We start from the raw sequence: 19,218 nt of genomic DNA, 5'->3' as shown, positions 1-19,218 counted from the left end.
AATATCTTTTTTTATTTTTGCAATTGATTTTCTTTTTCTAAATCTTCAATCTCTTTTTTACCAAAACTTATTATGGCCATCTTTAATCATCCCCTAAATGACGCCAAAATCTTGGGCTATATCACTGTCATCATCGTCATTACCGTCACAAATCGAAAGAATTCTCTTATAACTTTTTCTAATAAATTCAATATCAATTTAATATCATCCAAACATTAAAAAAGCGCCAAACCCTTTAAACATAAGGGTTTGACGCTTTAATTTTACTATTCCCACTCAATAGTTGAAGGTGGCTTGCTTGTAACGTCGTACACTATACGATTTACATTGTCCACTTCGTTTACTATTCTGTTTGATACTTTTTCTAACACATCGTATGGTATTCTTGCCCAATCTGATGTCATTCCGTCTGAAGATGTTACTGCTCTTAAGGCTACTGTGTGTGAGTATGTTCTAACATCACCCATAACTCCTACGCTTTTTATATTAGGTAAGCAAGCAAAGTATTGCCAAATTTTGTTTTGGAGTCCTGCTTTTTTTATTTCATCTCTGAATATAAAGTCTGCATCTCTAACTATTTTCAGCTTTTCTTCTGTAATTTCTCCTAGAACTCTTATAGCTAGACCTGGTCCTGGGAATGGTTGTCTTTCAACTACTTCCTCTGGAATTCCAAGCTCTCTTCCAACTTGTCTAACCTCATCCTTAAATAGTTGTCTTAATGGTTCTAATAGTTCAAAATCAACATCATCAGGAAGTCCTCCAACGTTATGGTGACTTTTAATTACTTGAGCTGTCGCAGTTCCACTTTCTATAACATCTGGGTAAATAGTACCCTGAACCAAATAATCTATATGTCCAAATTCTTCTTTAAGTCTTTGTTTTTCTTCTTCAAAGACTCTAATAAATTCATTGCCTATAATTTTTCTCTTAGTTTCTGGATCTGTTACTCCTGCTAATTTTCCTAGGAATCTTTCCCGTGCATTAACTCTAATTAAATTCATATTAAATTTGTCTTTAAATACTCTTTCAACTTCGTCTCCTTCATCTTTTCTAAGGAGTCCATGGTCTACAAATACGCATATTAAATTTGAACCTATTGCTTTGTGAACCATAACAGCTGCAACTGATGAATCTACGCCACCAGACATTGCACATAATGCCTTTTTGTCGCCTACCTGCGCTTTAATTTTGTCGATTGATTCTTGACAGTAATCTCCCATGTCCCAATCTTCTTTTAAATCGCATACATTGTAAAGAAAATTATTTATAACTTCTCTTCCTTTTTCTGTATGTTCAACCTCTGGATGGAACTGTAACGCATATACTTTCTTTTCTTCATTTTTCATAGCACATACCGGACATGTTTCTGATTTAGCAGTTATTTCAAAATTTTCTGGTGCTTTTTCAATATAATCTGTATGGCTCATCCAGCAAAGCGAATCTTGTTCTATATCTTTAAATAAACCATCATTCAAATTAATTTCAAGCTTTACCCTGCCGTATTCTCTTGAATCGGCCCTTTTAACTTTTCCTCCAAATTCCTGAGCTATAAATTGTCCTCCATAGCATATACCTAGAACTGGAATCCCTAAGTTGAAAATTTCACTTGAAACTTTTGGAGCATTTTCAACATAAACACTTGCTGGTCCACCTGAAAGTATTATCCCTTTAGGATTTTTTTCTTTGATTTGTTCAATTGAATAAGTATATGGAATTATCTCACAATAGACCTTCGCTTCTCTTACTCTTCTAGCAATAAGCTGACTGTACTGTGCGCCAAAATCAACTATTAATATCATATTATTCTCCTTTATAAATAAATATTTACCTATTTGACAATTTTAATTACAATGAGATTATCAAAAAATATTCTCATTGTCAATTATATAATTAGTTTTTATATTTGAATTTTATATTACTTGTAACTGCGTAAACAAGCAATAATACGTCTTAACCATTTCTACTATTTCTAGAGTATGGTTTTTTAGAACTCGTTTTGTTTCCCTTACCTTTAGAAGTAAATGAATTCTTTTTTGATGCATCTCTCTGATGCTTGTTTCTATCATTTTCTACTCTCGCAATAACTTGTCTACGTGATTGTTTCTCATTTTTTGGTACAACATAGTTAATTATCATAGGATATGGATTGTCATCTACTACTGTAATATTTTTGTTTATAAGCTTTTGTATATCTTTTAAATATGGTTTTTCTTCATATTCACAAAATGAAATAGCGGTTCCGCCGAGACCTGCTCTACCTGTTCTACCTATTCTATGAACATAGGTTTCTGGCATATTTGGTAAATTATAGTTTATTACATGTGATAATTCATCAATATCTATTCCTCTAGCTGCTATATCAGTTGCTACAAGAACTCTTATTTCACCTTTTTTGAAACTATTCAAAGCTGCCTGTCTATTATTCTGAGATTTATCTCCATGGATTGCCTGTGATTTTATTTTGCTTGCTTCTAGAATTTTTACAACTTTGTCAGCCTCATGCTTTGTTCGAGTGAAAACTAATGCCGATGTTATATCACTGTTATTCAAAAGGTGCACCAACAAATTTTTCTTATTTACCTTATCTACAAAGTATACATATTGTTTTATTATGTCAACTGTTGATGATACAGGTGTAACTGCAACCTTAACTGGATTAATCAATATTTTATTTATTAGTTTTGTAATCTCAGATGGCATTGTTGCTGAAAAAAGTAATGTCTGTCTTTCTTGTGGTATGCATGAAATTATCTTTTTAACATCATGTATAAATCCCATATCAAGCATACGATCTGCCTCATCAAGAACAAACATTTTTACATTTTGCAAATTAACTTGTCTTTGATTTATTAAATCATTAAGTCTACCAGGCGTAGCTATTAAAACATCCACACCTCTTCTCAATGCTTCCGTCTGTGGTTTTTGTGAAACGCCTCCAAATATTGCACAATATTTCAAATTTGTATATCGGCCATATGAGATAAAACTATCCTTAATCTGTACTGCTAGTTCCCTGGTTGGGGTCAATATTAAGGATTGTATTTGTCGTTTTGAGCCTTTGTTTTTTTGTTCATGTATTTTTTGTATAATTGGTATCGCAAATGCTGCTGTTTTTCCAGTTCCTGTTTGTGCACAACCAATTAAATCTCTTCCTTCAATAACCGATGGGATGGATTGCTCCTGTATAGGAGATGGGCTCACATATCCTTCATCATTTAAGGCTTTTAAGATTGGTTCAATTAAATTTAAATTTTCAAATTTCATATTTTATATTTTTCTCTTTTCTTTATTCCAAAATCTGCATAATAATTGCAAATTATTTAAACTTATTTCAGAATCCGATTTTTATTTATCTATATTGTACTATATTAACTTAATATCACTTAAAAAGCAATATAATTACTAATTTTACGCATGAAAATTTACTTTTGGCACTGTTTTTAAGTAATATCATCTATTATATGGCATTATGTTTATTAAAATTATATTTCAATGAATTATCAATGACTTCTATTTTAACAACACCATTATCAATCAAGTAATAAATATATGGTTTAATCATCTTTTCAGCAAGAATATATGTGCTGACATTATTACTTATATCTAATTTTTTAAATATTTTTTGTAAAATTTCACTCATTGTCATAGGTTTTTTAATTATTTCTATAATTAGTTTCATATGATTTTCCAAATAGTCTATATTGTCATCAATAATCTGATTAATATCATCATATATTCCTTTATGTGCTAAAATATATTTATCACATTTTATTCGCCTAAGTTTTTCTTTTGTTTCAAGATCTATCGCTATATCGTCAATATAGACTATTTTAGTATCATTTAATTCATCTCTTCCCATGAGAGAATCTCCTATATAAAAAACATCATCAGGTGTAATTATTCCTATGTGGTAATGTGTATGTCCATACAACTGAACTATCTCAAATTTCCTTTCACAAACTTCAACAAATTTATCTTTATCAGATATTTTTCTATCCGTCATACTTATATTTGTTTCTAATCTTTTTTCCATTCGTTTTGTAATGGAAGGTAACCGATATGCTCTAATATTATGCATTGAATTGCATGTCATACTTTCATATTCAGGCATTATTATTTCAGTATTATATTTTTCTTTAAGCCAAGAATTATTTCCTACATGGTCAATATGTGCATGGGTGCATATTACTGCTTTAACAATAAATTTGTATTGTGAAATTAATTCCTTTATAACTTTTTCATCCATATCATATGATCCTGAATCAAGCATAATTATTTCATTTTCATTGATTTTATAAAATGGCATATATGCAAATTTTGTTTCAAAATAATATGTATTTCCTTTTATATTGTATATTTTCATCTTTAATATTAACCTCTTGATATAATTTAAATGTTATTTTCATTTATCTATCAGTACATTATACAATGTATTTATATAAATTCCAATGTTTATTACTCAATTTAAAACAAAAAAGTAGGCTCTTTTAATTGAACCTACTAGCTATTTCTAGTAACAATTTACAAATATTGAAGTATTTGAATTTTTTAAACTAAATATTTTTTTGTTATTTTCTTTATTGTACCATCATTTTCTAACTCAAAATATTTTTTATTAAACAAATCAATAGCCTCTTTATTATTTTTAATCTTGCAAAAACCTAATCTAGTTTCTGTAGTATCCGCTTCTACATGTTTATAATTTTCTAACTTAATTTTATTACCAAGTCTCATTTTTTTAATTATGTAATCACCAGAATAAGAGTTTAAAATAATTACATCAATTTGACCCTTCAATAATTTTTTTAACATTATTTCTTCCTTAACACTAAAATCCCTATGGAATGTACCATTTTTATCAAAATCAGAATAATAAGTATATCCTGCTAAAACCCCTACTCGTTTATTGCTTAAATCTTTTATGCTTTCAATAGAAATATTATTTTCTTTACTTGTATAAAAGTTATATTTGCTTTCGGTTCTATAATTTATACTGAAATTTAAAAATTCTTCCCTTTCTTTGTTTATTGCTATCGTTGGAATAATGTCCGCTAATCCATTTTTTAGCATATTGATAGAAGTATCCCATGGTACAATTTTATACTCTATTTGATAACCTGAATCAGAATATATTTTATTGATTATATCAACATCAATTCCCGAAACAGTATCCTTCTCACTATCATAAATTATAAACGGCTCATACGGAGCAGTTGCTACTATAATTTTTTTACTAGAATTCTCTTGTTTTACTAATTCTAAAAATTCAAAGTTTACTTCTTCAAATTTACTTATATTACCATTTAAGTTGTCTACCGATTTAGTTTCTTCTACAACAGACTGATTTACATCTACAATCGATTTTGTTACTGATTCAACAGATAATATTATAGAATTAATGAATTCTTTAAGATTAGAAATCTGTTCTACTACCTTTTTAGAATTAAATGATATGTCATTAGTTTTACTATGCAATTCTTTAGAAATTTTTTCAACATTCTCAAAGCTACCTATACTTTTATCTATACTTATTGTTTGTTCTTCAATTTTATCAAGAACATCAATTAAACCATCTTTAGTATTCATAAATGAGTCTCTTAACTCTTTTATAATTTCAGATATAACATTGGTTACCTCACTTGTTTCAACTGCTAATTTCCTTATCTCATCCGCAATTACAGAAAAACCTTTTCCATATTCACCAGCTCTAGCTGCTTCAATAGAAGCATTTAGAGCTAGTAAATTAGTTTGCAAGGAAATATTATTTATTCGACCAATTAAAGATTCTGCACTCAAAGTTTTATCCTCTAAAACTACAATTGAACTGCTTGTTTCATTTAGTAAGCTTCTAACACTTGAAAGCTCATCAATGTTTTCTTTAAGTCCAATAATCTTAGCATATAACTCTTCATGACTTTTTTTTGATATTTCAGAGGACGCTTCTGAATTAGTAAGATTAATTTCAACATTGTTATAAATATCTTCTACTACGCCAGATATAGAAATCATATTTGAAGCCTGTTCTTCAGATTCTGACATAACACCCTCAACCTTATGAGATATTTCTTTCATTTCCATATATATTTCATCTACGGAAAATGAAAATCTACTTATTAGTTTTAAGTACTTGTCAGATAAATCCTTTTTCTTATCTATTTCTTTATTAGTTTCAACAATTATATTTCTGTTATTGTTTTTATTACTAACTTTATAAATGATTAAAGCTTCAACAAGGATAACTATTCCAAAAATAATTAATAAATACATCATATTATTAACCTCATTTCTATTTTTTCCGAACCTCATCCAGAAATACTTTTTTGCATTTTATTCATGGATTCTATAAATATCACTAAAGATAATTTTAGCATTATTTTATTCATTTGTAAATAGGCAAATGTTTTACTATGAAATAACGTAGTTTTGTATAAGCAAATACTCCGCTTTAAATAGAAAAACTGAATATTTATTTAATACTTTTCAACAATTAAAAATCTCCTTGACATTTATCCGCAGTCAAAGTATGATTTTATATATTAAAGGTACCTAACAATGTATTAAAATGATTTAATCACAAATTAGAAAAATTTTTAACAGGAGAAAATAATGAGTATTCTTATTGCATATGCAAGTAAAAATAATACAACAGAAACATGCGCTAAAATTTTAAATGAAAAGTTACCTGAATCTGAGGTTATAAATCTATCCCGAAAAAAACCTGATTTATCTTTGTATGATACAATTATTATTGGCAGCTGTATAAGATTTAATTATATTCATTCTGATGTAAAAAATTTTATTGGTGATAATATTGAAGAACTCCTAAAAAAAAGAACATCAATTTATCTATGTTGTGCATTTCCTGAAAAAGCTAACCAGTATATATTACATAATTTTCCCAAGAGGCTTCTTAATCATTCTACTTCTATAGAATGCTTTGGCGGAAAATTAAAGGTTAAACCTTATAAATTTTTTGATAAATTAGTTATGAAAACAGTAGTTAAAAATTACAAGCTTGACAACCGTAAACTTACAGAAATTGATACTGATAGTATTGAAAAAATGGTTAATGAATTGTCTTTATAAATAAATCAAAATGTTAAATACTAAAAAACGAAGCATATTAATTTTATATGCTTCGTTTTTTATATATTTATATAATATAAACCAATATTATCTTAACTGAAGAACATTAATAGTAATCCTGCTGCTACTGCTGATCCAATAACACCTGCTACGTTTGGTCCCATTGCATGCATTAACAAGAAGTTTGAAGGATTGTATTTTTGTCCTTCTTTTTGAACAACTCTAGCTGCCATTGGTACTGCTGATACTCCAGCTGCTCCTATAAGTGGGTTTATCTTTCCACCGCTTGTTTTATACATTATTTTACCAAACAATATTCCTGTCGCTGTTCCTACACTAAATGCAGCAAGTCCTAAGAATAATATCATTAATGTTTTAGTATTTAAAAATGCTACTGCATTTGCCTTAGCTCCAACTGTAATTCCTAATGCTATAGTTACAATATATAATAGTGAATTTGATGCTGTTTCAGTTAATTTTGGAACAACGCCAGATTCTTTGAATAAATTACCAAGCATCAACATACCTATTAAAGCAGCTGAAGAAGGTAATAATAGTATAGTAAATATTGAAACTACTATAGGGAATAAAATCTTTTCAGTTTTGCTAACTGGTCTCAATTGTTGCATCTTAACTTTTCTTTCTTCTTCTGTTGTCAATGCTTTCATAATTGGTGGTTGAATAATTGGAACCAATGCCATATATGAATATGCCGCAATTGCTATCGGTCCTAATAAATGTGGTGCTAACTTACTTGTTAAATAAAGTGCCGTAGGTCCATCCGCTCCACCTATTATTGCAATTGACGCTGCTTCTGCTCCAGAAAAGTCAACTATTCCTGAAGTATTAAGTATTATAGCTCCTAAAAATGTAAAAAATATACCAAATTGTGCTGCAGCTCCTAGCAATAAACTTCTTGGGTTAGCTATTAATGGCCCAAAATCCGTTCCAGCTCCTATACATAAAAATATAAGTGGTGGATATATTCCTAAATTAGTTCCTTGATATAAGTAATATAATAACCCTCCGTTTTGATCTCCAACAGGGTGATCCATAAGTCCTGCTAATGGAAGATTTACTAATAACATACCAAATGCTATTGGTATTAATAAATATGGCTCATAACCTTTTTTAATTGCTAAATATAAAAACGTACATGCAATACAAATCATTATTAAGTTACCTGGAAGGTTTACATTAAACCCAAATAACTCTAATTGTGTAAGAGTAAATAAATTGGCAAAGCCTGTACCTGCCCAAAATTGCTTAATTAATTCAAACATCGTTTGTCTCCCTTCATAACTACCCTACCAATACATAAAATTTTATATACAAAGAGGATAAATGCATTATTATTTTATTTTTTTGAAACCAAATTCTTCATTAAATCTACTGAATATGATATTACTATCAATGCAGTAAAAACAACACCCATGCTAAAAAGCGTTACTACCAAGCCCTCAGACAAGCCTATTTCTAATCCTTTATACATTTTTTCACCTCTATTCAATAATTATAATTACAAATTCTCTTGTTTTTGTAGTATAGACAATTTCTTTAGTAAAGTCAACCCTTTTTGTTAAATTGCAAGACAATTTAATTATAATTCATTATTTTATTATCTAATATATATATAATCCTTAATTTTAATAGTTTTTTAATTTCTAATAAAATAAACATATAAATAATGCTGCAAGTAGTTTTATTTTGTAGTCATGAGATTTTCGAACTTATTGTTTAATTTGCAATATAAAAGGTTAAGCTATAATTTTACAAGCTTAACCTTTATATTTATACTTTACTTAAATTTATTGTTGTTATTACTATCATTATTTCTATTATTTTGATTTTTATTATTAAATTCATTATTGTTATTTCTGTTTTTTGAATTGTTATTGTTTCTGTTGTTCAAATCATTGTTGTTTCTGTTGTTAAAATCGTTATTGTTTTTGTTATTTAAATCATTGTTGTTGTTTCTGTTGTTTAAATCATTGTTGTTGTTTCTGTTGTTAAAATCGTTATTGTTTCTGTTGTTTAAATCATTATTGTTGTTTCTGTTATTGAAATCGTTGTTGTTGTTTCTGTTGTTTAAATCATCGTTGTTGTTTTTGTTATTAAATAGATTATTGTTTCTAACAATACTATTTATTTCATTTCTCTTCATTTGTTCTTCCTTTTCATTTTTAAAATTTTGGTTATTAGACTTTGAATTTAAACCATTTTCGCTTTTTTCATTATTACGATTGTTATTTCTAAAATTGTTTATAATAATCATCCCTTCAGTTTATATTTAGCAATATCGCTATTACAAATATATTATCTGTAATTTAAAAATTATTATTACTGTTTTTTTTAAAATAAGATGATTATTTATATCATTTTTTTAATTTTTTCAAAGTGCTAACTACAAAATTCATACATTGCGATTCCAGCAGCTATTGTTAAATTTAAAGAATCTATTTCATCAGTATGTTTTATTATTACACTAGTTCCAATCTTAGCAAAATTTTCATCAAGACCTGTTGCTTCATTTCCAAACACCAAGCTAAAATTTTCATTTTTATTATGATTTAATTCCTTCAAAGATATAGCTCCATCTAGCATAAATGTATATAACTTATTCTTTGTGAAGGTAACTTGGTAGTCGGAAAAATTATCAAAATATTTAAAATTTATTCTAAACACTGATCCCATAGATGCTCTGATAACTTTAGGGTCAAATATATCTGCACCAGGACTGATTATCGCTAAATCCTTTAGCCCAAACCCAGTTAAAGTTCTTATAATTGTACCCATGTTACCCATATTACTAGGATTAACAAGTACAATATGAGATTTATCAAAATTTAAATTGCACTCGTATTTTTTAAAAACACCTATTACATAGCAATTTTCCTTAGCTCCTATACGATTAATTTGTTTATCATTTACTTCTATTTTGATATTATTATTTTCACAAATTTCAAAAATATTTAGCGAACTAGAATCTACTTTATAATTAGAACTCACTAAAATTTTAATTACATCACTAGGTCTGGTACTGATTAGTTCTATTGTTGGAAACATACCAAATGTATATGAATATTCAAAAGATTTTTTATATGTTTTTAAAGATATTTCCATAATTAAGACTATCTCCTTGTTTTTATTTACATTATAATATTATACTCAGTTATTTTCAAATTTTATTTTTAATCATTTCATTTTTATATATTTTTTTCCTAAAAAATTTGTGTATATATATTGTTTTAAAATCACATAATAGATTTATACAATTATGATATAATCCTTATTTATTAAGGATGATATTTATTAATTGATACATTTAATAGCATTAAAGGAGGTTTTATAATGGCAAATTTAACAGAGAAAGAGTTATCTGCATTAGAAGACTTATTAAGTCTTGAGGAAGCAAATGTAAAAAAATACAACATGTTAACTAGTCACGTCCAAGACACAGCATTACAACAAAAACTTCAAAACATATCCAATACACACCAACAACACTTCAATACTTTATTTAATCATTTGAACTAGGAGGTAAGTATGAATTTAAACTTAAATAATAATAATATGGCTAGTAATAGTAGTTATGGAGAAAAAGAAGTCCTCAACGAAGCATTATCAACAGAAAAATCATCAACAGGAACTTATAACACATTTGTTAACGAATGTGCCAATCCTCAATTAAGAAGTGATTTAATGCAAATTCTAAACAACACCCACAAAATGCAAGCAGATATTTTCAATGAAATTCAAAGCAAAGGCATGTATCAACTATGTCAAGCACAGCAACAAAAGATATCTCAAGCAAAACAAAAATACTCTCAACAAGTAAAATAATGTTATAATCCTCACAAACAAGCTGAATTCAAACTCAGCTTGTTTTTAAAATAACCCTATTGATTTAAATATTAATATAAAACCAAAAATAGTAAAAGCACTTAACGTTGTACTAACAAAAACAATTTGTCCGGCTAATTCATCATTTGAATTGTATTGTTGTGCCATAATAAAACTTGAAACCGCAACAGGAGATGCTACCATCGCTAGTAAAGCCCCCAGTTCAACACCCCTAAATCCTAACAAAATTGCTATAGAAAAAACAACTATTGGAATCAAAACAAGCTTACCAAAACATACAACTAAAACATTTTTTAAATTTTTATATAATTTTCCTATTCTAAATTCTCCTCCAAGAAGCATCAAAGCAAGTGAAGTTGCAATTTTAGAAATATCATAAATTGTTTTTTCTAATGAGGATGGAAGCTTTATATTTAATAAAGAAAATACAATTCCTAAAAGAGAACCCACTATCATGGGATTTTTCATAATACTAATAATTGTACTTTTAATTTCTATTTTATCTTTTGAATAAATATCAAGAACTATAACTGCGAAAAAGTTATACATAGGAACAACTACTGCTATAAGCATTGATGTAATTCCTGCACCAACGTCTCCAAAAATATTTGTGCAAATGGGAATTCCAAAAAGAACAAAATTACTCCTAAATAAACCTTGTATCAATACACCCCTGTTTCTATTGTTCTTTTCAAATCTAGGCACAATTATAAAAAGTAATGCAATAGTTATTAAAACTATAGCAACTGCAAATATAACAAGTTTTCCATTAAAAGAATACGATAAATCAGTACTATAAATGTTATAAAATAATAATGTTGGTAACAAAACCTTAAAAACAAAGGAATTAGCTGGTTTAAGGAATTTGTCATCAAATATATTAATTTTTCTTAAAAAAACTCCTAGACACATAATTAAAAACATTGGTAAAACTACGTTAATCGAGAATATTAAATTTTCCACGTCACTATCCTTTCATGCTTAATCTGTCAAATATAAATATATAAGTTTAATAGTATTCTCAATACCATCAATATGGGTTCTCTCCATGCCATGAGAAGCATTAACTCCAGGTCCTATTAATCCACCCTTTACGTTATTCCCACCTTTAAGCGATGCTGAAACATCTGAGCTATACATGGGATATATATCAACTGCATACCCTAGTTTATTTATTTTTGCAATTTCTATAAGTTTACTAGTTATATCATAATCATATGGACCAGAACCATCTTTAGGGCAAATGGAAACCTCTCTTTCTGTACATGCTAAATCAAGACCTACACATCCCATGTCAATTCCTATCAATTCATCTATATCTTCAGGAATATTTGAACATCCATGCCCAACTTCTTCATAGGTAGAAATAATTATTTTCACTTTATAATTTGGCTTTTCATTAAGTCTTTTGAAAACTTCAATTATGCTAAGTGCACAAGCAGTTCCTGCCTTGTTATCTAAATATCTTGATTTTACAAACCCCGACTTAGTTATCTGAAATTTAGGTTCAACTGAAATAAAATCACCTGTCATTATGTTAAGTTTTTCAACTTCACTTTTATTACTAACAATTTCATCTAACCTGACCATCATATTTTCTTCTATTCTTTCCTTTTTTGCTGCATCAGGATAAACATGAATTGATGGTGAATTACAAAGGATAGTACCTGTGTATATTTTGCCACATCTTGTATGTATGTTGCAGTACTCTCCATCAAGAGTTGAAAAAATATTACCTCCTATAGTAGATATCCTTAAAGTTCCATCACTATTTACAGATCTAACCATAGCACCTAACGTATCTACATGAACTGGAATTCCAACGCAATAACTGTTATCTTTTCCTTCAATTTCTAGAATTAAGTTTCCTTTATTATTTTTTTCAAACTTACATCCAAGATTTTTAGATATGGATTCTATGTGACCAACAATATTTTTACAATAACCAGATGGACTTGGTATATTTATTATTTCTTCTAATGTATTAATTGTAAATTCTCTATTTAATTTAACCATTATAAATCCCCCAATTTCATTATCTTTGTTTATTATACTACCATGCGCATAATTTGCACAGTACTTTATTGTTTTCATTTGCAATATTCTTTTCATAGATATATAATAATAATAATAATTAAAATGTATATTGGAGGGTAATATATGGAAAATTTAAAATTAAAAGATTTCTTGGATTATAAGTATTTATCAGGATTAGAATTATCTCCTAATAAAAAGTTTGGTGCTTTTGTTGTTAATTCATCTGATTATGATGAAAATAAATACTTATCCAATATTTGGATTTATAATTGTCTTTCAAATGTATACAAAAAACTTACAACAATGAATAATGAAAAAAACTTTATATGGCTAAATAATGATATTCTTTTATTTCCTAGTACTAGAGATGAAAAATTAAAAGAGAAGATTAAAGAGGGTGAGCAATGGACATCTTATTATTCAATTAATATCAACGGCGGGGAAGCTGAAGAATACATGAGAATACCAATGGTAGTATCTGATATTCAAATTATAGCAGAAGACAAATTTTTAATAACTGCAATTTACGACCACTATGGAATTAATTTACATTCACTTATAGGTGATGAAAAAACAAAAGCTATCGATATTATAAAAGAAAATAAGGACTATGAGGTTTTGGATGAAATCCCATTTTGGTCTAATGGAGAAGGTTTCACTAATAAAAAAAGAAACAGACTTTATCTTTATGACAAAGGAACTAACAGTTTAACTCCTATATCTAAGCAATTTGAAAATATAACCTTATGTAGTGTAAGAGATGGAGTGGCTCTTTACATATCAGAAAATTTCACCAACAAAAAAGAGCAAACTACAGGACTTTTCATGTATGATTTATATTCTAAAGAAGCTACTTGTGTAATTGAAGATGGTGAATACAGCATTGACTTTGCTGAATTCATAGGAGATAACATAGTATTTTGCGGTTCTCTCATGGACAAATTTGGTATAAATCAAAATTGTAACATTTATAAAATTGAAAATGGTGATATAAAACTTTTACTTGAACATGATTTTGGTATGCATAATTCAGTAGGCTCTGATTGTAGATTAAGCGGCGGAAAAGATGTGAGAATCTACAATAACTCTATATATTTTGTTTCCACTGAATCAAAAAGTTCTTTTATTAAAAAATTATCACTTGATGGAACAGTCGAAAAATTAACTAAAGACAATGGCTCAGTAGATTGTTTTGATATTTGCGATGATGGAATATTGTTTATAGGACTTAGAGGAAATAAACTTCAAGAATTATATACTTTAAAAGCAGGTATAGAAACTCAAATGACAAAATTTAATGAAATAATTATAGAAACAAAAAATATAATTAAACCTGAATTTATTGAGTTTATAAATGACAACAACACAATCGAAGGATTTATATTAAAACCTGTTGATTATGATAAAAACAAAATGTATCCTGGTATTTTAAACATACATGGAGGCCCTAAAACAGTGTATGGCTCTGTTTTCTTTCATGAAATGCAATATTGGGCTAATGAAGGTTACTTCGTATTTTTCTGTAATCCACGCGGTAGTGATGGCAGAGGTGATGAATTTGCAGATATTAGAGGAAAATATGGCACAATTGATTATGATGATTTAATGAAGTTTACTGATTTAATTCTAGAAAAATATCCTCAAATTGATCCTACACGTATAGGTGTGACTGGTGGTTCATATGGTGGATTCATGACAAATTGGATAATTGGTCATACTGATAGATTTAAATGTGCTGCTTCTCAAAGGAGTATAGCAAATTGGATTTCAAAATTTGGTACAACTGATATTGGTTATTATTTCAATACAGACCAAAATCAATCTTCTCCTTGGGATAATGTAGAAAAAATGTGGTGGCATTCACCTATTAAATATGCTAATCAAGCTGTAACCCCTACATTATTTATTCACTCTGAAGAAGATTATAGATGCTGGTTAGCTGAAGGGCTTCAAATGTTTACTGCACTTAAATATCATGGTGTTGATGCGAGACTTTGTTTATTTAAAGGTGAAAACCATGAACTAAGCCGAAGTGGAAAACCAAAACATAGAGTTAGAAGATTGGAAGAAATAACCAATTGGTTTGAAAAATATTTGAAATAGACATTATTTTAATTGGGGTTTTTCAAAAGCCTGAGGTACGCATACGCGTACCTTTTTATCTACAATATAAAAAATATTTATTTTACATTTTTTAGTATATGTAAAATTTTATAACCGTGTTCTTCTAGTTTTTTCTCTAATTCATCAGTGACAATTGAATTAGTTCTAATTACTACATCACTCTTTCCATCATCATGTCTGTACGTTCCTACATGTGTAATATTAGAATTAAATGATTCAAATATTTCTGCTATATCAGCTAGTGCTCCTGGTACATCTAATGCCTCTACAGTAATTCTACTACCTTCATCCCTAAATCCTAAGAGCTCTATAAACGCATCAAATATATCACTCTCTGTTATAATTCCGACAATTTTATTATTATCTACTACTGGCAATGTACCTATTCTATTCTCTCTCATAATGAGGGCGGCTTCCTCTAATAAAGCATCCGGTGATATAGTTATTGCATTTTTAGTCATTGCATCACTTACCTTAGTTTTAGACAATAAATAATTTAATTCATAAATGCTTAATGTTGTTGCCTTAGTAGGTGATACCTTCTGTAAATCACTATGCGTTAATACTCCAACAACTTTTTCACCATCAACAACGGGTACCCTTTTAAGGTCGTGTTCTCTCATCAATTCAATAACTTCATTTATAGGTGAGTTAAATGCTATAGTATATGGATTTGCAGTCATTCTACTTTTTACATACATGTTATTCGCCTCCTAGATACGCCTTTTGTATTTCATCGCTTTTCGATAGTTCTTCACCTGTTCCACTTAACACAATTGAACCTGTTTCAATTACATATGCTCTATGCGCAATGGACAATGCCATTCTAGCATTTTGTTCTACTAATAATATAGTAGTACCAGTACTATTTATATTTTTGATTATTTCAAATATTTCTCGAACTAAAAGTGGTGCAAGTCCCATTGATGGTTCATCTAAAAGTAGTATTTTAGGTCTAGACATTAATGCCCTACCCATAGCAAGCATTTGTTGCTCACCACCTGACAATGTACCTGCAGTTTGTTTTTTCCTTTTTCCTAAAATCGGAAATAAATCATAAACATGGTCTATATCCTTTTTTATTTCATTTTTATCTTTTCTTAAAAATGCACCTAATTCTAAGTTTTCAAGTACACTCATTTCCGGAAAAATTCTTCTACCTTCAGGAACCTGCGAAACTTTCATTTCTACCCTTTGATGAGCAAGAAGATTAGTTATATTTGTACCTTCAAGAATAATATCACCAGATGTAGCTTTATTTAACCCAGAAATCGTACGAAGTGTAGTAGTTTTTCCTGCTCCATTGGCACCAATTAAAGTAACTATCTCGCCTTTATTTACTGTTAAATTAACATCCTTTAGGGCGTGTATAACTCCATAATGAACATTAAGATTTTTTATTTGAAGCATCGCTTACATCCTCCCCTAAGTAGGCTTCTATAACCCTTTTATTTGCTCTTACTTCAGATGGAATCCCTGAAGCAATCATCATTCCATAATCCAAAACATAAATACGCTCACAGATTTTCATAACCAAAGACATATCATGCTCTATCAACATAACAGTAAGGTCAAATTCTTTCCTAATTTGTGCTATAGTATCTGTAAGATTTTTTGTTTCGTTTGGGTTCATGCCAGCAGCTGGTTCATCTAAAAGTAAAATCGAGGGTTTGGTAGCTAATGCTCTTATTATTTCAAGATGTCTTTGCTCCCCATATGGTAGATTTTTAGCCAATTCCCCTTTTTTATTTGATAAATGAAAAATATCAAGCAATTTGTCTGCTTCCTCTAACATTCGCTCTTCTTCTTTATAAAATTTATTAAACCTAAGAAAAGCAGCTGGTAATTTATAATCTATATTTTGATGCATAGCAATTCTAATATTGTCCATAACTGTTAAGTCTTTAAATAATCTAATATTTTGAAATGTTCTTGCTAATCCTGCTTTGGTTACATTATATGGTTTAAGACCACCCAGTTCTTTGACGCTACCATTTAAATCTAACTTAATGCTACCTGTTGTAGGCACATACACACCTGTAAGCAAATTGAACAAAGTAGTTTTTCCAGCACCATTTGGCCCTATAAGTCCAACTAGCTCTCCCTTTTCAACATACATATTTACATTAGAAACAGCAGTGAGTCCACCAAAGGACTTGGTTAATTTTTCAACTGAAAGTAATGACATATCGGCACCTCCCTACTTTACTTTACTACTTTTTTTACCGAATTTAAACATATCGCTAATTTCTTTTGTACCCATGAGACCTTGAGGTCTAAACAGCATGATAACAACTAAAAGGAGCGCGTAAACAATCATTCTAACTTCTGAATATGATTGTAAAAATGTCGTTAATACTGCAAGAAGTATAGCTGCAATCACTGAACCTGTAACACTTCCCATTCCACCTAATACCACTATTACTAAAATATCAACAGATTTTTGAAAACCGAAAATATTTGGCTTAATAAAATAAAAATATGATGAATAAAGTGCACCTGCAACTCCTGCAAAAAAAGCACCTACAGCAAAAGCCATAACCTTATACCTAGTTGTATTAATTCCCATAGCTTCAGCAGCAATTTCATCTTCTCTAATTGAAATACATGCACGACCTTGTGATGAATTAATAAAATTATTTATCAATAAAATGGAGGCTGTAGTAAAGAAAAACAACCATAACCAATTTGTAAACCTTGGGATTCCATTTAACCCAGCAGCACCATTTGTTATTTCCATATTTAAAAATATAACACGTATTATTTCAGCCATTCCTAATGTAGCAATTGCTAAATAATCTCCTTTAAGTCTAAGGGTTGGTATACCTATTATTATTCCAACAACTGCTGCTGAAATTGCTCCAGAAACTATACCTATTAAAAGTCCAGTAGTAGAATTCATCTGTAAATTAATAATTGCACAAACATAAGCACCTATTGACATAAATCCCGCATGTCCCAAAGAAAACTGTCCTGTAAAACCAGTTACTAAATTCAAGCTAACTGCAAGAATAATATTAATACAAATTGTTGCAATTGTTATTTCATAAAAACTATCTATAATACCTGTTGATATAAGGACTTGAACAACCACATATGTTATTACTATTGCAATCAGAATCATTATGTTCTTTTTTGTTAATACCTTCATAAGCTATACCTTCTCTTTCGTATTCTTTCCAAGAAGACCAGATGGTTTCAGAATCAATATTATAATTAAAAACGCAAAAACGGCTGCATCTCTGTACATAGAATTACCATATCCAGAAACTAAGGTTTCCATAACTCCAATAGACAGTCCACCAATCATTGCACCAGGGATACTTCCAATGCCACCAAAAACTGCTGCAACAAATGCCTTCAGCCCTGGCATTACACCCATTAATGGATCGATTGAATTATAATATATTCCTACTAAAACTCCACCAGCTCCAGCTAATGCTGAACCAATTGCAAATGTAAATGAAATTGTTTTATCAACCTTTATTCCCATAAGCTGAGCAGCATCCTTATCTGCTGAAACAGCACGCATAGATTTTCCAATCTTTGTTTTATTAACAATAAATTGAAGTATTATCATGAGAACAACAGAAGTAACTACAATATATACTTGTTGCATATTAATAACTATATTTCCTAAGTTAATAGCCTTATCTGACAAGAGCTTTGGATAAGACCTAACTTCTGCTCCTACGAAAAACATCATTACGTATTCCAAAAGCAATGATACTCCTATAGCCGTTATTAATACCGCTATCCTAGAAGAATTTCTAAGCGGCTTATACGCTATTCTTTCAACAACTATTCCTAAAACTGCACATGACGCCATTGATATAATAAGTGCTGGAAAAAAACCTAAATTTGCATATGTAGTTACTGCAAATCCAACATATGCACCTATCATATAAACATCACCATGAGCAAAATTAATAAGTTTTATTATTCCATAAACCATTGTATAACCTAAGGCAATTAAGGCATATATACTACCTAACGAAATGCCATTTACCATTTGTTGTAAAAATTGTTCCAAGGCTTTGCACCTCCATAACCTTATAATTTATCAATTTAAACAATTAAGTTAGCAAGACAATTCTCACTAACTTA

At 29.1% G+C, this 19,218-nt stretch carries 19 protein-coding genes; 4 read left to right on the top strand and 15 right to left on the bottom strand.

Annotation, left to right across the window (positions count from 1 at the left end; all coding sequences use genetic code 11):
- Positions 1-266: 266 nt before the first annotated feature.
- The 4 genes from guaA to J2Z76_RS11995 all read right to left on the bottom strand — a co-directional run bounded on the left by guaA (position 267) and on the right by J2Z76_RS11995 (position 6,270).
- Positions 267-1,799 carry a glutamine-hydrolyzing GMP synthase gene (guaA, locus tag J2Z76_RS12010; protein WP_209512306.1) on the bottom strand — a complete coding sequence of 511 codons (1,533 nt, stop codon included), beginning with the start codon at positions 1,797-1,799 and terminating at the stop codon, positions 267-269.
- A gap of 151 nt (positions 1,800-1,950) precedes the next feature.
- The gene (locus J2Z76_RS12005) at positions 1,951-3,264 is read right to left on the bottom strand and encodes a DEAD/DEAH box helicase (protein ID WP_209512305.1); all 1,314 of its coding nucleotides are present in this window, start codon (positions 3,262-3,264) and stop codon (positions 1,951-1,953) included.
- Between the two features lie 193 nt (positions 3,265-3,457).
- On the bottom strand, positions 3,458-4,363 hold the full coding sequence (locus J2Z76_RS12000) for an MBL fold metallo-hydrolase (RefSeq protein ID WP_209512304.1): 906 nt from the start codon (positions 4,361-4,363) through the stop codon (positions 3,458-3,460).
- 185 nt (positions 4,364-4,548) lie between these two features.
- Complete coding sequence (locus J2Z76_RS11995) at positions 4,549-6,270, bottom strand: methyl-accepting chemotaxis protein (RefSeq protein WP_209512303.1); 1,722 nt, start codon at positions 6,268-6,270, stop codon at positions 4,549-4,551.
- Positions 6,271-6,606: 336 nt separating this feature from the next.
- On the opposite strand from J2Z76_RS11995, the gene J2Z76_RS11990 reads away from it, so the two are divergent.
- Complete coding sequence (locus J2Z76_RS11990) at positions 6,607-7,086, top strand: flavodoxin domain-containing protein (RefSeq protein WP_209512302.1); 480 nt, start codon at positions 6,607-6,609, stop codon at positions 7,084-7,086.
- 92 nt (positions 7,087-7,178) lie between these two features.
- Here the strand turns inward: J2Z76_RS11990 and J2Z76_RS11985 are convergent, their stop codons facing one another.
- From J2Z76_RS11985 to J2Z76_RS11970, 4 genes are all read right to left on the bottom strand, one after another.
- Positions 7,179-8,369 carry a sodium ion-translocating decarboxylase subunit beta gene (locus J2Z76_RS11985; RefSeq protein WP_209512301.1) on the bottom strand — a complete coding sequence of 397 codons (1,191 nt, stop codon included), beginning with the start codon at positions 8,367-8,369 and terminating at the stop codon, positions 7,179-7,181.
- 74 nt (positions 8,370-8,443) lie between these two features.
- Positions 8,444-8,578, bottom strand: coding sequence for an OadG family protein (locus tag J2Z76_RS11980; protein ID WP_209512300.1), 135 nt, complete (start codon positions 8,576-8,578; stop codon positions 8,444-8,446).
- 306 nt (positions 8,579-8,884) lie between these two features.
- Complete coding sequence (locus J2Z76_RS11975; protein WP_209512299.1) at positions 8,885-9,361, bottom strand: hypothetical protein; 477 nt, start codon at positions 9,359-9,361, stop codon at positions 8,885-8,887.
- A gap of 125 nt (positions 9,362-9,486) precedes the next feature.
- Positions 9,487-10,209, bottom strand: coding sequence for a TrmH family RNA methyltransferase (locus tag J2Z76_RS11970; RefSeq protein ID WP_209512298.1), 723 nt, complete (start codon positions 10,207-10,209; stop codon positions 9,487-9,489).
- Between the two features lie 228 nt (positions 10,210-10,437).
- Here J2Z76_RS11970 and J2Z76_RS11965 point away from each other — a divergent pair, with 228 nt between their 5' ends.
- Both J2Z76_RS11965 and J2Z76_RS11960 read left to right on the top strand, forming a co-directional pair.
- Positions 10,438-10,623 carry a hypothetical protein gene (locus tag J2Z76_RS11965; protein WP_209512297.1) on the top strand — a complete coding sequence of 62 codons (186 nt, stop codon included), beginning with the start codon at positions 10,438-10,440 and terminating at the stop codon, positions 10,621-10,623.
- Between the two features lie 9 nt (positions 10,624-10,632).
- Positions 10,633-10,929 (top strand): spore coat protein, encoded by a 297-nt coding sequence (locus J2Z76_RS11960; RefSeq protein ID WP_245210440.1) that lies wholly within the window; start codon positions 10,633-10,635, stop codon positions 10,927-10,929.
- A 45-nt stretch (positions 10,930-10,974) separates the two neighbouring features.
- Here the strand turns inward: J2Z76_RS11960 and J2Z76_RS16995 are convergent, their stop codons facing one another.
- Positions 10,975-11,913, bottom strand: a complete 939-nt coding sequence (locus tag J2Z76_RS16995) for an AEC family transporter (RefSeq protein WP_209512296.1) — start codon at positions 11,911-11,913, stop codon at positions 10,975-10,977.
- An 18-nt stretch (positions 11,914-11,931) separates the two neighbouring features.
- On the bottom strand, positions 11,932-12,966 hold the full coding sequence (locus J2Z76_RS11950) for a M42 family metallopeptidase (protein ID WP_209512407.1): 1,035 nt from the start codon (positions 12,964-12,966) through the stop codon (positions 11,932-11,934).
- Between the two features lie 144 nt (positions 12,967-13,110).
- Here J2Z76_RS11950 and J2Z76_RS11945 point away from each other — a divergent pair, with 144 nt between their 5' ends.
- Positions 13,111-15,090: an alpha/beta hydrolase family protein gene (locus J2Z76_RS11945; RefSeq protein ID WP_209512295.1), complete on the top strand. Its 1,980-nt coding sequence runs from the start codon at positions 13,111-13,113 to the stop codon at positions 15,088-15,090.
- A gap of 77 nt (positions 15,091-15,167) precedes the next feature.
- On the opposite strand, the gene J2Z76_RS11940 is transcribed toward J2Z76_RS11945, so the two are convergent.
- The 5 genes from J2Z76_RS11940 to J2Z76_RS11920 are packed head-to-tail and all read right to left on the bottom strand — an operon-like array spanning position 15,168 to position 19,144.
- On the bottom strand, positions 15,168-15,812 hold the full coding sequence (locus tag J2Z76_RS11940) for a CBS and ACT domain-containing protein (RefSeq protein WP_209512294.1): 645 nt from the start codon (positions 15,810-15,812) through the stop codon (positions 15,168-15,170).
- A gap of 1 nt (position 15,813) precedes the next feature.
- The gene (locus J2Z76_RS11935) at positions 15,814-16,521 is read right to left on the bottom strand and encodes an ABC transporter ATP-binding protein (RefSeq protein WP_209512293.1); all 708 of its coding nucleotides are present in this window, start codon (positions 16,519-16,521) and stop codon (positions 15,814-15,816) included.
- Complete coding sequence (locus J2Z76_RS11930; RefSeq protein WP_209512292.1) at positions 16,499-17,299, bottom strand: ABC transporter ATP-binding protein; 801 nt, start codon at positions 17,297-17,299, stop codon at positions 16,499-16,501. Before J2Z76_RS11930 ends, J2Z76_RS11935 begins: the two co-directional genes overlap by 23 nt.
- Positions 17,300-17,311: 12 nt before the next feature.
- Positions 17,312-18,262 carry a branched-chain amino acid ABC transporter permease gene (locus J2Z76_RS11925; protein WP_209512291.1) on the bottom strand — a complete coding sequence of 317 codons (951 nt, stop codon included), beginning with the start codon at positions 18,260-18,262 and terminating at the stop codon, positions 17,312-17,314.
- Positions 18,263-18,265: 3 nt separating this feature from the next.
- The gene (locus J2Z76_RS11920; protein WP_209512290.1) at positions 18,266-19,144 is read right to left on the bottom strand and encodes a branched-chain amino acid ABC transporter permease; all 879 of its coding nucleotides are present in this window, start codon (positions 19,142-19,144) and stop codon (positions 18,266-18,268) included.
- Positions 19,145-19,218 lie beyond the last annotated feature (74 nt).

The sequence above is a fragment of the Sedimentibacter acidaminivorans genome (assembly GCF_017873955.1).
Taxonomy (GTDB): domain Bacteria; phylum Bacillota; class Clostridia; order Tissierellales; family Sedimentibacteraceae; genus Sedimentibacter; species Sedimentibacter acidaminivorans.
The sequence above is the reverse complement of the archived record's forward strand: the minus strand, read 5'-3'. Positions and strand labels throughout refer to the sequence as shown.